General features: G+C 58.3%; 12 protein-coding genes. 3 read left to right on the top strand and 9 right to left on the bottom strand.

The window, feature by feature from the left end; all coding sequences use genetic code 11:
• Positions 1 to 14: 14 nt before the first annotated feature.
• From Q0718_RS08695 to Q0718_RS08675, 5 genes are all read right to left on the bottom strand, one after another.
• Positions 15 to 644 carry a hypothetical protein gene (locus tag Q0718_RS08695; RefSeq protein ID WP_298916446.1) on the bottom strand — a complete coding sequence of 210 codons (630 nt, stop codon included), beginning with the start codon at positions 642 to 644 and terminating at the stop codon, positions 15 to 17.
• A gap of 107 nt (positions 645 to 751) precedes the next feature.
• Positions 752 to 1120 (bottom strand): hypothetical protein, encoded by a 369-nt coding sequence (locus Q0718_RS08690; protein WP_298916443.1) that lies wholly within the window; start codon positions 1118 to 1120, stop codon positions 752 to 754.
• A complete protein-coding gene (locus tag Q0718_RS08685; RefSeq protein WP_298916439.1) occupies positions 1117 to 1377 on the bottom strand; it encodes a hypothetical protein in 261 nt (86 codons plus the stop codon). The genes Q0718_RS08690 and Q0718_RS08685 overlap by 4 nt, the downstream gene beginning before the upstream one ends.
• 1 nt (position 1378) lies before the next feature.
• Complete coding sequence (locus Q0718_RS08680) at positions 1379 to 1924, bottom strand: antirestriction protein ArdA (protein WP_298916436.1); 546 nt, start codon at positions 1922 to 1924, stop codon at positions 1379 to 1381.
• A gap of 559 nt (positions 1925 to 2483) precedes the next feature.
• The gene (locus Q0718_RS08675) at positions 2484 to 3068 is read right to left on the bottom strand and encodes a hypothetical protein (RefSeq protein WP_298916433.1); all 585 of its coding nucleotides are present in this window, start codon (positions 3066 to 3068) and stop codon (positions 2484 to 2486) included.
• A 193-nt stretch (positions 3069 to 3261) separates the two neighbouring features.
• On the opposite strand from Q0718_RS08675, the gene Q0718_RS08670 reads away from it, so the two are divergent.
• The 3 genes from Q0718_RS08670 to Q0718_RS08660 are packed head-to-tail and all read left to right on the top strand — an operon-like array spanning position 3262 to position 8799.
• Complete coding sequence (locus Q0718_RS08670) at positions 3262 to 3954, top strand: hypothetical protein (protein ID WP_298916430.1); 693 nt, start codon at positions 3262 to 3264, stop codon at positions 3952 to 3954.
• Complete coding sequence (locus Q0718_RS08665; RefSeq protein ID WP_366523842.1) at positions 3896 to 5443, top strand: hypothetical protein; 1548 nt, start codon at positions 3896 to 3898, stop codon at positions 5441 to 5443. Before Q0718_RS08670 ends, Q0718_RS08665 begins: the two co-directional genes overlap by 59 nt.
• A 29-nt stretch (positions 5444 to 5472) precedes the next feature.
• Positions 5473 to 8799, top strand: a complete 3327-nt coding sequence (locus Q0718_RS08660) for an error-prone DNA polymerase (RefSeq protein WP_298916424.1) — start codon at positions 5473 to 5475, stop codon at positions 8797 to 8799.
• A 234-nt stretch (positions 8800 to 9033) separates the two neighbouring features.
• Here Q0718_RS08660 and Q0718_RS08655 read toward each other — a convergent pair whose 3' ends face one another.
• The 4 genes from Q0718_RS08655 to Q0718_RS08640 form a co-directional block, all read right to left on the bottom strand.
• Entirely contained in the window at positions 9034 to 9792 is a 759-nt protein-coding gene (locus Q0718_RS08655; RefSeq protein WP_298916421.1) for an SDR family oxidoreductase, read from the bottom strand.
• A gap of 369 nt (positions 9793 to 10161) precedes the next feature.
• Entirely contained in the window at positions 10162 to 11688 is a 1527-nt protein-coding gene (locus Q0718_RS08650; protein WP_298916418.1) for a heparin lyase I family protein, read from the bottom strand.
• 96 nt (positions 11689 to 11784) lie between these two features.
• On the bottom strand, positions 11785 to 13365 hold the full coding sequence (locus Q0718_RS08645; RefSeq protein ID WP_298916415.1) for an aldehyde dehydrogenase (NADP(+)): 1581 nt from the start codon (positions 13363 to 13365) through the stop codon (positions 11785 to 11787).
• Positions 13366 to 13710: 345 nt separating this feature from the next.
• On the bottom strand, positions 13711 to 14547 hold the full coding sequence (locus tag Q0718_RS08640; protein ID WP_298916412.1) for a DUF6772 family protein: 837 nt from the start codon (positions 14545 to 14547) through the stop codon (positions 13711 to 13713).
• Between the last annotated feature and the right edge of the window lie 124 nt (positions 14548 to 14671).

Genomic DNA, 14671 nt, shown 5'->3' with positions numbered 1-14671 from the left:
TACTTGGGGTGCGGTCATGGTTGGGTCTCCATCTGGTCGATGAGGTCCAACAGGTCAGTCTGCGCTCGGCCCACCTCATCAAAGAGGCCAAGGTCACATGGGAGTTGCCGCGCGGCGGGGTTCCGTCGCGGGCGTGAAGGGTGGCGGGTTCTCGCGGTCAGGCGCTCGCCCAGCGTGACGGGCCGGACGCCGTGAACAAGCGTCTGCTCGCCTTCCTCGGTCGTCTCCGTCTGTAGGGGTGTGGCAACAGGCTCCGGCGTATTGCTCGGCGTCACGATACGGATGATCTCGCGCCGGACCACGGCGCGGGGTCCGCGCCGCTTGGCGTCCATCGGGTCTTCCGTCTGTTCGGCAATGGCAACCCGAAAGCCCGCCTTGACAAGTCGCGCGATGTAGGTTTCCGACGCATGGACGGGGACGCCCGCCATCGGGATCGGCTGGCCGCGATACTTGCCGCGCCGGGTCAAGGCGATGTCCAGTGCCATCGCCATCCGCCCGGCGTCCCGAAAGAAAACTTCGTAGAAGTCGCCCATGCGGTAGAGCAGCAACGTATCCGCTCCGGCCTCGTCCTTGATGGCGAGATATTGCGCCATCATCGGCGTCGGCTCCGCCGCGCCGCTCGTGTTCTGGTTCGCGCTGGTCATGCGAACGCCACCGCATCCACAAAGCCAGACCCGGCGCATAGTATCGCCAGCGCGGAACGCGCGGCCTCCACTGCTTCGGGCAAAAGCTCTTTCGCAACTTCGGTCAGTTAGGCGTTGTTGCTATCGGGGTAATTAGCTTCGATACCCCACAGGCTCGCCGCGTGGCCGTCCAGAATGATGCCCGCGCGGCTAACCGTCAGGACAATGCCGCAATAGAACCAATCGTCCGCTTCCCAAGCGTCCATGACGCTTTTGGCTCTCGCCTTTGCGGTCTCTAGGTCGGCGTCGGTCTTGCCCGCACCGATATATCCGGCGTCCTGCGGGTCCAGTGTCGGCCAAAATCCATCTTGGCGCTTGTCAGGGGCGTCGGGGGTGACGTCACGCACGATGCGCGCCGTCACGGTGAAGCCGTCCACCTCGGTGGTGATGACGTCGCCTTCGCAGACGTAGGCGTCGAAGCTCTCGCGGAAGGTCATGTCGTGGCCCTCGGGGAGGGCAAGAGCTTCACGAAAACGGGTTCCAAACCCGACTTGTGGCTACTTCCGAACAGGGACAGGCCCATGAACGGGTCGCGCGTGAAGTTTTCAGCGCAGACCGTGCGCTCATTCCCGTCCGGGTGCAGGACGATGTCGCCAACCCGGACTTCCGAGATATGCTTCGCTTCATATCCGTTCGGGCAGTTGGCTTCTTTCCAGACGCGCGAGTCTGTGCATTCGCTTTTTGGGAGTGACATCCTAGCGCCCTCCGAAAACGTGGACTTCGGCATGGCCCGTCTCGACGGTGAACACATCGCCGTTGATTTCCATGTCCCGGCCCATCGCCGCATAGTCGATGTAGTGGCGCAAGCTCTCCGGGACGGCTGGGCCGCACTCGGCGGTCAATTCCTCGGCATAGTCCGCGAGGCTCTCATATTCGCCGCGATAGTCCTCCAACGCCTTGCGCGCGTCGTTCAAGTCCTGGCCGTAATGTTCCAATACCTTCGCGCCCAACGCGCCGCGTTCCTCGATGAAGGCCGCGATCTCCGCCACGCTCTCGAAGCTCTGATATTCCTCGATCCGCGCGCCCTCGAACCCAGCATGGTCGTGAATGGCCCATTCTTCCGCCCCCGGCTCCGGGCTGGCCGCGAGCATGGCGCAGGTGTCCGCGCGCATCTCGTCGGCGTCCTCCGCCCAAATCCAGCGACCGTGCAGAGTGCCGCCATTGTAGCTGGCCAGACACGCTACATAGATGGCCGGGCGCTCACCGCCGGGGTGCGCGGGTTCGCGCGCAGACCCTCCCATTGATGGCCCGCCCGTGGCTGGCGCGCCCGCGCCAGAGGGGAGAGGCATAGGGGGCGCGCCAGCGCCGCCGCCGCAAGGCGGCAACTCCGGGGTCTCGGAAAGCGGGTCGGTGTGGGGTCGTGGGGCCATGTCGCATCCTTCTCTGTCCCGCCCTGCGCAGTTTCCCCCGGCAGGCGGGGGTGGGCGGCGAAGAGGCAGGTCAGGCGCGGGGCATCAGGGCGGGGCGCAAGGGTACAGGTAGGCAGGCACAGACATATGAAACGATGTTCAGTCCCGACGCCCTTGCGCGCCGACCGCCCCGTGCCATCCCTGCCGGTCGCCCACCCCCGTCTGCCGAGGGAAACCCACCCAAAAGAGCCGGCGCGTCAGCGCCGTCTGCATGGCTGTCAATGTCGTGACGATTGTGGTCTAGGTCTGTGCCGCATGAGCGGCCCGCTGTGCCGGGCCGATGCCCGGCGCGCCATGGGATGAAAGCCCGGAGGGCGGAGACAAGCAAAGCGCAGGCTCCGTTCACGCGAGCCCGGTCGCGCGGCACGCGCGAGGCGCCCAAACTTTTAAGCTACTTTTGCAGCTCGCTCTGAGGGATCCAACCGCTGGACGTAAGGATCAGGTCTGTCGCACCCTCGCGCGGCTCACCCTGGATCCACGGAAGATAATCCGTCCCCGCAAAAACATTTGCGGCCCAAGGCTCGATGTTTGTGAGTGCTGTTGTGAAGCGAACGTTCGACACGGTCGATCCAAAGGTCTCTGTCGGCTCCGTGAAACTGTCGATTCCAGTCACTTCGATATCTGCAAAGCAAAGACTCGGAGCCCCCTCCAGACTTTGCCCGTTTTTCAGATAGGGCCGAATCGCATCGGTCAGGCTGTAATTCAAGCCGATGCCGTCCTGGCGGCGCGTCAGCAAGCCCGCATCCACCAAAGCGTCCAGTTGTGGATTTGAACGGATGGAAGGGACTTGGGCGATCACACCGTCCCGCGGACGTGTGCCAATCTGCGAACAGGCTTTCCGATCTACGTAGCTGTCACGAAGCGCTTGGAGAAACACATCGTCCGAGACTTCGTCTTCGGGCCCATCGCTGCAAGACAGGGCCAGCAAGGATAAAAGCGAAGCGGACACAATACCGAGAGATTTGGTTCGCATCATGCGACCTCCATTCGTCCCAGCTCAGTCAATTTTGTCTATATGCGAGCGTAAGGTCAACCTCGCTGTCTATCTCTCACATGAAATACGGACAGACCTGAGATGTTGCGGGAGCTGAACATACCCACAGCCTAGTTAGGATAAAATTCCTGTTTTGCTTGACGAGCTCATCTTAATGAGAACAAAGCACGAACTTATGTCAACCCTGCAGGACATAAGATCGCGTGTCGGGCTCGTTTCCGGACAGGACTTCCCGGCCAATGAAGACAGCATCCGGCTGGATTCCGCCGCGCCGATCGCCGCTGCCCGCGTTCACGAAGTGACGGGGTCTCTTCGCACGTCCTTGGCCCTCGCCGTTGTTGCAAAAGCGACAGGACGGGTTTTCTGGATCGCTATCGGGGGCCGGTCTCGATGCCTCCGCGCCCGGAGCCTTCGCCCCTATTTTGACCCGGCGCACCTCATCCTGGTCGAGACCGCCAATCGCGACGAGACCCTCTGGGCGGCCGAGCAAGCCTTGCGCTGCCGCGGCGCGGGTGCGGTCATCATCGACATCGACAAGGGACCGGACCTGTCCGAGAGCCGACGCCTGCAGATCGCCGCACAAGTCGGCGGCGGGATCGGCCTCGTCCTCATCCGACGCCACGCTCAGTCTTCGGCCTGCCAGACCCGATGGCATTGCGAGAGCGAAGAGGGTGCCGAGTCCGACTGGGTGTGGAGCCTGACCCGCAACAAGCGCGGCCGCCCGCGCGCCTGGTTCGTGCGGGGCGACCCGCCCGAACATCTCATCCATCCGCCCGATCTCTGCCCTTCCTTGGAAAACCCACCTATTCATGCGCCCATCCGTTTCACGACGCACCCTCGCTCTCTGGTTTCCGGAGCTGCCGCTTGATCGATGGCGGCGGCGCGAAGATCCGTGTCTCTGGGGACCGTTCGCCGTGACGCGCAAGACCGGTAATGTGGAGCGGGTTGTCTGCGCCAATGATCACGCACGCAAGGCCCGAGTCCAACCGGGAGACACGGTCGCGGACGCCTACGCAGGCTGTCCCGACCTGCTGACAGAACCGCAGGACAATATTCGCGAGGCCCGGCTCTTGGGCGCGCTCCACATCTGGGCGGACCGCTACTCGCCGCGCATTGCGCTCGATCCACCTAACGGACTTCTCCTCGACGTTACCGGCTGCGCGCATCTGTTCGAAGGCGAGCAGCAGATGGCCGAACTCATCCTGAGGGAGACGGAAGACCTGACGGTCGTGACCCGGATCGGCATTGCGAGCACGCTCCGGGCGGCGCGGGGGTTCGCGCGGCATGGTACGTCAACGATCACCATAACGGATCCCGACCGTGAGCATGCCCAGGTTGATGGCTTGCCCGTTGCCGCCTTGGATCTGAAGACATCTATCGAAACCGACCTGCGCCGACTTGGCGTCACCACGATCGGCGAACTGCGGCGGTTCAAGTCCGCCGAGCTGGCCCGGCGCTTTTCCGTCCATCTGACGAGCGCGCTGGATGAGTTGCGCGGCCATACCCACGACGCGGTCGTTCCTAGCGCTGTCGTCCCGACCTTCGCCGCCAACATGACACTGCCTGAGCCCATCGGCCGCCTTGAAGACGTGACCGGCATTCTGGAACGGTTGGCCGAGCGCGTTTGCCAGAAGCTTTGCGACAAGGGTTACACGGCCCGGGGCTTCCGACTGACGGTCCGCTGCGTCGATACGGGCGACCATCATCTGTCCGTCGGCTTTGCCAGTCCGACCCGGACGGTTACGCCGATCCTGCGCCAGTTCGCACGGCCACTGGATCAGCTCAAGATCGAGTTCGGCGCGGACTGGATGCGGCTGCTCGCGCTCGACACCGGCCTCTTCAACCCACACCAGATCGAGGCGGGCAATGCCGCCCAGGCGCAGCAGGAGGCCGTCGACCAGACACTGACCACGCTCGGCAACCGGATCGGCTTCGACCGGCTGCACACGCCGCGCCCCGGACCGGGCCATACGCCAGAGCGCGAGATGATGTTCGCCCCAGCCGTCGATGCGCTCGACTGGACACCGCCCACGGACCTGATAACCTATCCCCGCCCCGAAATCGCGTTTGCGCCCGAGCGCGTCCGCGTCGACAGTCCCGGTCGCGCCCCCTACGCCTTCACCTGGCGACGGGACAGCTACCGCGTCGTGACGGTCAAGGGTCCGGAACGGATCAGCCCGGTCAATTGGGACGATCCGAACACCAAGTTCGAAGCCCGGGTGCGCGACTATTGGCGGGCTCGGACCGAGTGCGGCCGTCTTTTCTGGTTGATGGTCTTCCCAAAGCACCCGGATGATGGCTGCTATATCTGCGGCGAGTTCCTGCGCGAGCCGCGCCTCTCTCTTCTTCGTGCGTAGAGGGCTTCGCGCCTGATGGACCGCCGGAGATGAGTTATGTGGAACTCGATATCACGACCAACTTCACCTTCCTGACAGGCGCGAGCCACCCGGCGGAGCTGGTCGAGCGCGCACACGAGATCGGCCTGCGCGCGATCGGAGTTGCCGACCGCAACTCGCTCTCGGGCATAGTCCGGGCCTACTCAGCCGCTAGGGATGTCGGTCTCGACTTCCGCGTCGGCTCGCGCATCGTGACAAGTTGCGGGACGGAAGTGCTCGCCTATCCCAGGACACGCGCTGGCTATGCCAAGCTGGCGCGCCTGCTGACCGTCGGGAAGCGGCGTGCGGAGAAAGGCGGTTGCCAGCTCGAGATGGCCGATGTCCTAAGCGGACTCTCGGAGACCGTTGTCATTCTGAAAGACCCTGTGCGGTCGCAGAACTGGGTCGATCATCTGATCGGAGCCTTCGGGGCCGATTTCTATCTGGGTGTCTCGCCCTATTTTGACGGCTGGGACGAGGACCGCTTCCGCATTGTCGCCGAGTTGGCGGCGATCAAGTCCGTGCCGCTCGTTGCGCTAGGCAATGTGCTGATGCACCGAGGCAATCGCCGCCTCCTGGCCGATACGCTCACCGCGATCCGCTTAAAGCGGACCGTCGACCAACTCGGCCAACACGCGCTTCTGAACGGCGAGCGCCGCCTCCGCTCCGAACTGGAGATGCGGCAACTCTTCGCGGACTATCCCGGAGCCCTGCTCAACACACTGCGTATCGCGGAACGCTGCACTTTTCGGCTGGACGAGCTGGAATACCAATATCCGGACGAAGTGCTGAATGGCATCGATCCGGACACACGGCTCCGCCAACTGACCGAAGAAGGATTGCGTGGGCGCTATCCGGGCGGGGTGCCGCTCAAGGTGCGGGCCGTGGTCGAGAAGGAACTCGCGCTCGTCGCCAAGCTTGGCTACGCGCCCTACTTCCTGACCGTCCAGGACATTGTCGGCTATGCCAGCGGGGACGGCATCCTCTGCCAAGGTCGCGGTTCGGCCGCCAACTCCGTGGTCTGCTTCGCCCTCGGCATCACCCATGCCAGCCCCGACCTCATCAACATGGTTTTCGAGCGGTTCATCTCAGATGTGCGCGGCGAACCGCCGGACATCGACGTCGACTTCGAGCATGAACGGCGCGAGGAGGTCTATCAGTATGTGTTCGGTAAGTTCGGCCGTCACCGCGCCGCGATCTGCTCGACCGTGCGTCACTACCGGTCTCGCTCGGCTTTGGGCGAAGTTGGCAAAGCGCTGGGCTTGTCGGAAGACAGCATTCGCGCCTTCTCGTCCAAGATCTGGGGGTGGCGCGACGGCGGTCTGACACCGGAGCGCGCGGCCTATGCCGGACTCGACCCGAATGCCCGCCGCATCGCCCTGACGCTCCAACTCGCGAACCAGCTGATCGGCTTTCCGCGGCACCTGTCCCAACACTCGGGCGGGCTGGTCATCACCAATGGCCGCTTGGACGAACTCTGCCCGATCGAGAATGCGGCGATGGAAGACCGAACCATCATCGAATGGGACAAGAACGATATCGACGTGATGGGCATGATGAAGATCGATGTCCTCTCGCTCGGCATGCTGACCTGCGTCCGCAAGGGGTTCGAACTGCTGCGACGCTGGAAGGGTATCGATCTCGATATGTCGAACGTGCCGCAGGAGGATCCGGCCACCTACGACATGATCTGCGTGGCCGATACGCTGGGAGTCTTTCAGATCGAAAGCCGCGCGCAGATGCAGTTCCTGCCCAGGATGCGACCGCGCACTTTCTACGACCTCATTATCGAAGTCGCCATCATCCGGCCCGGCCCGATCCAGGGCGACATGGTCCATCCCTACCTCAAGCGCCGACGCGGTGAAGAACCGGTGAAGTATGCAAGCGAAGCTTTGCGACCGGCGCTGGAGAAGACGCTCGGCATTCCGCTCTTTCAGGAACAAGCAATGGAGATCGCGTCCATTGCGGCCGGCTTCTCGGCGAGCGAAGCTGACCATCTGCGCCGCTCGCTCGCATCCTCATCGGGGCCGGGACGCATCCAGATCCACAAGGATCGCTTTATCCAGGGCTGTCTCGACAACGGCTATGAGCGTGACTTCGCGGAACGGGTGTTCCGCCAACTGGAAGGCTTCTCTGGCTATGGCTTCCCGCAGTCTCATGCCGCCAGCTTCGCGCTGATCGTCTATGTGTCCTGCTATCTGAAGTGCCACCATCCGGACGTGTTCGGCTGCGCCTTGCTCAACAGCCAGCCGATGGGATTCTATGCGCCGGCCCAGATCGTGCAGGACATGCAGCGACACGATGTAGAGGTCCGTCCGCCCTGCGTGGAGGCCAGCTTCTGGGACTGCACCCTGGAGCCGGACGGGAATGGCAAGCTCGCCGTTAGGCTCGGGCTGCGCCAGATCAAAGGCCTGCCGGAAGAAGAAGCCAAGTGGCTGACGGCCTGCCGGGGTAACGGCTACCGCTCGGTCGATGCCGTCTGGCGTCGGGCGGGCCTGTCTTACCGTGCCCTCAACAAGCTGGCGCAGGCCGATGCGTTTGCGGGCTACGGCCTCAACCGCCGCGAGGCGCTCTGGCAGGTCAAAGCTCTGCCGCGCGGCGGCCCGTTGCCGCTCTTCTCGGAGGTCGGGGAAGGTCTGCCGAGGGGCGAGGTCGCGCTTGCGATCCTGACCGAAACGCAGCAGGTCTATGCCGACTATGTCTCCAAGCGCCTGACCCTGCGCACTCATCCGATCGAACTGCTCGACAAGCAGCTCGGCAACCGTATTCAAACCCAACATCTCCGCGACTACCCGGACGGGCGTCCCATCACAGTCTGCGGTCTAGTCGTCTGCCGTCAACGTCCTGGCACGGCGTCCGGCGTCGTCTTCCTCACTCTGGAGGACGAAGCGGGCACGTCGAACATCATCGTCTGGGGCAATGGAGTCTTCCCGAAGTTCCGGGCAGAAGTCATGGCGGGGCGACTGCTGCGCGTGTCGGGCACGTTCCAGCGCGAAGGCATCGTCACCAATGTGATCGCCGAACGGATCGAGGATCTATCGTACTTGCTGGACGGTATGGCAGGCGGCGCTGAAGCCGAACCTATCTACCCAGCGCATGACAATGCCGATCATGTCCGGTCACCGGTCCAGACATCAACCTCGATCGCGCGCGACAAAGCCGCCTCGCACGTGCCGAAGCCACAATCTCCCAAAGGCAAGCCCGATCCGCTGGGCGCGGACCCGAAGACGGACCGGTCAAAGGACCGCAAGGACGTGACGGCCTACTATGCGCATGGGGCCAGTCGCCATCCGCGCAGCCAAGCGGCGAAGCTATTTCCGAGTCGGGATTTTCGATGACGGCTAGCTATGAGACCTGCCTTCTCTCGTATAGGATTATACATATTAAAATACTTATGTAAGGACAAGCCGCGCTCGCCTCCCGACGTCCATAACTCGCACTCCGCCGACGCCGTCAGGATGAAAGGCAAGGCTTTAGGGTGGAAGCTGCCGCAGCCGGCACGGCTGTAGCAAACTTCTAAGGCACAAAGACTTTCTATTTCCCCTCAAGGCTTCCTGATTGGAGTGCGCGCTTTATAACTTCAGCCCCCCGTCAACATCAAGAACAGCGCCATTGATATAAGCACCTGCGTCACTAGCAAGGAGCAATGCAGCTCCAACGCAATCATCGGGCAAGCCTATTCGACCGACAGGTATAGCCTTGACCACAGATTTTCTAAAGTCGCTATCTCGCAACCTATCTTCGTTTCGTGCCGTTTCGATAGCGCCTGGACGGATGATATTATATGTTGTTGGTCTTCCCCTTCGCTCACGCGCCAAGGTCAAAATCATATGCGTCTGGGCGGCCTTTAGAGAGCCATAAACCATGTGTGACTCCCGACACCTGATCTCTTGGACCGACCCGAGTGCAATTACGCGACCGTACTTGCTGTTATCAAGATATGGAGCGAATCTCTGGATAATTTCTACAGAAGCTTGATAATTGACTCGAACTTGCGCGTTAAAACTTTGCGGCCTGACCTGATCTAAAGTCTCTATAATTTCAATCGACGCATTCAGGATCAGGATATCTGGAGAGCCCAAAGTGAGTGCAGTCTCAAGAAGCCGTTGCGCAGAGACTTCCTGTGCCAGATCCACGTCGCATGATGCAACCACATGTCCGGCATCCAGGAATTCTGTCACAGCATCTCGAAGCAGGGCTTTGTCGCGCCCGTGAAGGACCACATGCGCCCCCGCATTCGCTAGCCCCAGAGCAATTGCTCGTCCAATACCTGAGCTGCTTCCGGTTACCACAGCGACACGGTCATGAAGGCTGAAATCTGGCGTAAACATCTGAATATTATCTCAGCATGGGAAAAACAATTTAATGAACACCTGTTCGCTCAAAGCGAAATACCACTTAGAGCTAACTCCATAGTTCTATTATCGAAATGCCGCTTCATACGATTCCAACCGAAGTCGCGAACGGCATGAATATGCAGGAGGCAGTCGGAAGTCTTGATACACAAGCCTTTCAAACTTCTGTCGCAGGCCGGTCTTTGTCGCATCGACCGACCAGATCTCCGGTCGGTCGACAGCACCAACTTGTACGAAGTTGCTGCAGTATGGCCCGGGAACTAATTCTTGCCATACCTAGCCCATATAGAATTTCTGGAACAGCAAGGTGTATCGAATCAGGAAAGGTTACACGCTTGATAAATACTAATTCCCAGCTGGAACCTGCTTCCAAAGTGTCCATGTGCCCGTGTGACAGTCGACAACGGACCGCACTTGCTTTCCGCCGTTTGTGTCGATGTCTTGCTGTGACATCATCTGCAGCCAGTGATTTGGACGTTTAACACTCTCGATGCGAAAATACTCGCCATGGCTACGAACAGCTTTCCATCTCACTCGCGACCCTGCCGCCGATAGACATGATGAAGGAACAGAGTTTATGGCGATACTTTCCATGGAACCGCAACTCGAATTGCCACTTCCATCTGGTGACACATCGTCCGCGAGCATCAGATATGCCTGTCTGTTCTTGTTATAGATGAAAAACTCGTCGTTGCCTGCATCCATCAAGTCCCATCGCGTTGCGTCGCCGGTCGAGGAATCGTCTATCCCGCGAGTGCTGTAGTATGTAGAAAAGACAGGACAGATATTCGAGTTCGCTCCATCGGGGTTAGAAAGGGCTTGCAACCACATTCCGTCACCTTGAGAGTCCTGGTGTTCCAGATTTTCCAAACGCACATATTTCGTCGTTCCGCCATCTGAGTCAGGATTCACGACGTTGAAGGATGCTTCATTCACCTTCCCTATACGGATTTCATCGAAGTCCATGTAAACAGCATCGCTAAACGTTGCACCATAATGCCCAATACGAGTTTCATATTTAGTGTTTGCCGGATTTCCCGTCCAACCGACTACTCCATTGTAATTTATAAAAGGGTTGCCGTATTTTCCATCGGATGACTTTTTAAGCCAGGCCTTCATCTTACCATTACTGGATGACGTCGGATCAATCGTGAAATTAATAACAAAATCGTACCATTTGTCTCTGTCGATGGACACTTCTCCGACTTTCACTCTTGCGTTTGATCCACCTCCGGTGCCGCAGCTTGTTCCGCCTAACCCACTTGCTCGCCAGAGCTCGATCCGATTCTTGAAATAGTATAGCGTTATGGAATGACCGAAGTCCCCACAGCCATCGGGACCAGCAGCAAGTTGGCTGTTTCTGGTCTTATTATCATTGTTCCAGTTCGGACTCGTACGGAAAGAAAACCCTATCCACACATCGTCGCCGTGCTTGAAATAATCCTCTCTGACGGCGAACTCCATCCTGGTCTTATCGGAGTTTGACCCCTGGGCCGCAGTCGGCATGCGGAAGAACTTGTCGCCAGAACGCGCTTTACGGTTGTCGCAATTGTTCGAACTATCAGAGCATATCAGGGCGCGTTGTATATAGAAATCAGTGACTGGCGTATGGTTGTTATCATATTCCGATGTTACCCCGTCTCGTGTGTTTACAAGAGTCCAATAACGCTTGTTTCCGACATTCGGACTAGGATCTTGGTCTATGACTGATGAATTCTCGAAGCTAAGATACTCAAGCTCAGGATCCGTGTTCTGTGCATAGGCCGGCGATGCAAAGGCACTACTGACAACGAAACCGCAGACAAACAGCTTTCGTAACCGATTGTGCAAGTGTGCTTTTGACAGGTCCATTTTTTCCTCCGCAATTTTCATTTTGTTTTTCTCCCCAGTTTCCTAAAAACCCACGTTAGCGGCTTGCGTCCACTCGATGGATAGATACAGCGACGGAGACCGTGACAATGGATGACATCACGCCACCTCTTCGTCGTCGGCAGCACCGTGTTCGCGTTCAGATCCGTGTAAGGCTTCGGGCAGAAGCGATATCGGGAAATTCTGATAACAGAGTGGGCGCTGAAATCGTTCGATTGCCCAGGACCCGACAGATGTGCTGCGGCTGTCCGATGTAGCAGGGTATGGCCCGCCATGCACCATTGCGTGGGATACTTCCACGCCGGTGCCGAACCCGTTGGCAATCAGTCTTCCTGCAATCGACTCAGCCACCGATATGACTTGTTTGGCCTGGTCGTAATCAGCTTCCTCGAAATGTAAGGAAACCGTAAGCTGGCCTTCCATTCCGCTTAGAAGGTTGATGATTTCTTCGAGGTTTTGGCATTTCACGATCAGGACCGCAGAACCAAATATTTCCTCGTGTAGTCTACCGTCATTCTTGAACCTGTCGCCATTGACGATATGTACCACTGGGACTGCTTGGCACCCTTGTGTAACGGTCGATCCAGGGACGGTGTCAACGTCCATCATACCAGATCGCTTATCCACACCTCGGACGAAGTTGGCTGCAATTTCCGGAGTTAGCATTGTTTGCTCCTCAGCACTCGACACTGACTCGGAGAGATGACCTACAAACGCGTCCCAGCCAGGACCCTCGATTGCGAAAACCACGCCTGGACTTGTACAGAATTGCCCAGCACCGAGCCTCATGGCTGCACTGAGTTCAGTCGATATCGCAATGGGGTTTGACTTTAACGCCGCCGGTAGAATTACCACGGGGTTAATCGAGCTCATTTCCGCGAAAACGGGAATTGGTTCTTTTCGGGATTGGGCGATCTTCATGAGCGCTTCGCCGCCGGCCCGGGAGCCGGTGAACCCAACCGCTTTGATATAGGGATTGCGGACTAAAGCTTCGCCGATCGTGTAGGCGTCGTCAAACAGCAGGGAGAATACGCCGGGAGGCAAGCCGCAGCTTGCTACCGCACGCCCTATAGCGTCGCCAACCAGTGCGCTCGTGCCCGGATGGGCGGAGTGTGCCTTGACGATGACGGGACAGCCGGCCGCTAGTGCCGATGCTGTGTCTCCGCCAGCGACCGAGAATGCGAGCGGAAAATTACTGGCACCAAAAACCGCAACAGGCCCCAGCGGCGCCATGTATGCTTTCAGGCTTGGTCGCGGTTGAGGTTTTCGCTCCGGAAGGGGGTCCTCACTACGGCGGCGCAGATGCATCTCTTCACGGAGCATGTCAGCGAACATCGCTAGTTGACCACAGGTTCTTGCGAGTTCGCCCGCGACCCGTTGCCTAGGGAGGCCTGTTTCAACGATCGTGCGATCAATTAGGACATCGCCAAGCGACTGAAGCTCGGATGCAATTGCCTCAAGGAAGCCGGCTCTTATTATGGATGATTTTCGACGAAAGACTGGGAATGCATCATTTGCAGATTTTGCCGCTTGATCGACATCAGCTAATGTAGCGCTCTCGAATGCCGGTTCGATTTCTTTGTCCGTGGCGGGGTTGAAACCACGAAACAGTCGACCACTTCCGGAATTGCACTCCAGACCAGCGACCATGCTTCGAGTCGGAAATCGAAATTCATTCATCCGAAAAAACCTTTTACTTCGCATGCAGAGTGATGCGTACGAAACGATGCACGTTTTTTTGCTCTATCATTCGCAGCCGTATCCAATTCCCAAAGTGGCAAAGACGCAGAAATGCAACATCTCCTTTGGTCAATGGAAGCCGGATAACACTACCTTCACACGCCCAATTTAAGCCATCGGGCGATATTTCGATATGAGCCAAGGCATCAGCCCCAGATCCATTATCAGTTGCCAGGGCGAATACGAGAAGTTCGCTGGCCCATCCTAATTCGAAAGGTTCGGTAAGGCTGCCATCGGACCAAGTTTCGTCGCGCACAATAATCGAAGTCGCACTGTGCCGAAGCATCACGCCTCTCCCGACAGGCACACAGAATCTATGTAGAGATAGCTTCTGACATTAGCATTGGTCTCGACGAAGAAACATATGTTCAGCATGCACCACAGATTGGGCATCGCAGGAACTTCAATGGGCTGAAAGTTAGACAGATCAAAAACACGGTCGTTGCACTGGAAGTGAATAGCCGACATGTTATCTAGGTCGAAATCGAAGCGAAAATAGTGCCAATTCACCTTCGTTGCGATTTCATTGTAGCACAGTCGTTGGCCTCCACCTTTAAGGTTGATCCAGCCATCATCTTCAAGGTGGAATACACTGACGGTTTCGTCCCGGTCTCCGAGTTGCACGACCTCTGGCATATGCGGCTTGTACTGCCATCGCTCTACCAGCCCGCCGTTGTCAGCATTCAGGTAACGCAAATGCGGCATTGCCCGCACAGGTTCGGGTGCTTGTTCGCCCGACTGCGTGTCCAGAAGAAAGCCAAAAGACTTCAGGTTTGTTTTCAACAATGCAAGATCGGAAGCTTCAGGCTTTGCAGTGGCATAGAATTCGAGCCGCACAATGCCGGCATGCCTATAGGTGAGACGCTTCAGCGAAACGCTGACAACATCGCGCTTCGCTTTCGTGGCGATCTTGAGAGCGTAGTTTCCACTCAGCGAGCCATGCGATCCTGTATCCCAGTGAGACAAGTTCGATAGCATTGGTGGCATTATCGGGCGATATCCAGGCAGCATATTTTTCAAGTCGCCGTCGTAATTGCCAATCAGCTGCGTCCATCCATTGAGACCTCCATCGAACGCATCATGGAACAGCACTCTTGGCAATGGTTCGAACATGGAAATCATCACTACCTCAATATTTGGTCATACAACTTATCCACCTGTATGACAACACATCATATTTCAAAATTGACTTCGCTGAGGTCTTGGGACGACTTTTAATTGCCGACATAGTGTGTGTTCGTGATGG

It is taken from the genome of uncultured Algimonas sp., assembly GCF_947498175.1.
GTDB lineage: Bacteria > Pseudomonadota > Alphaproteobacteria > Caulobacterales > Maricaulaceae > Litorimonas.
Note: the sequence above shows the minus strand (reverse complement) of the source record. Positions and strands in the feature narration are given on the sequence as shown.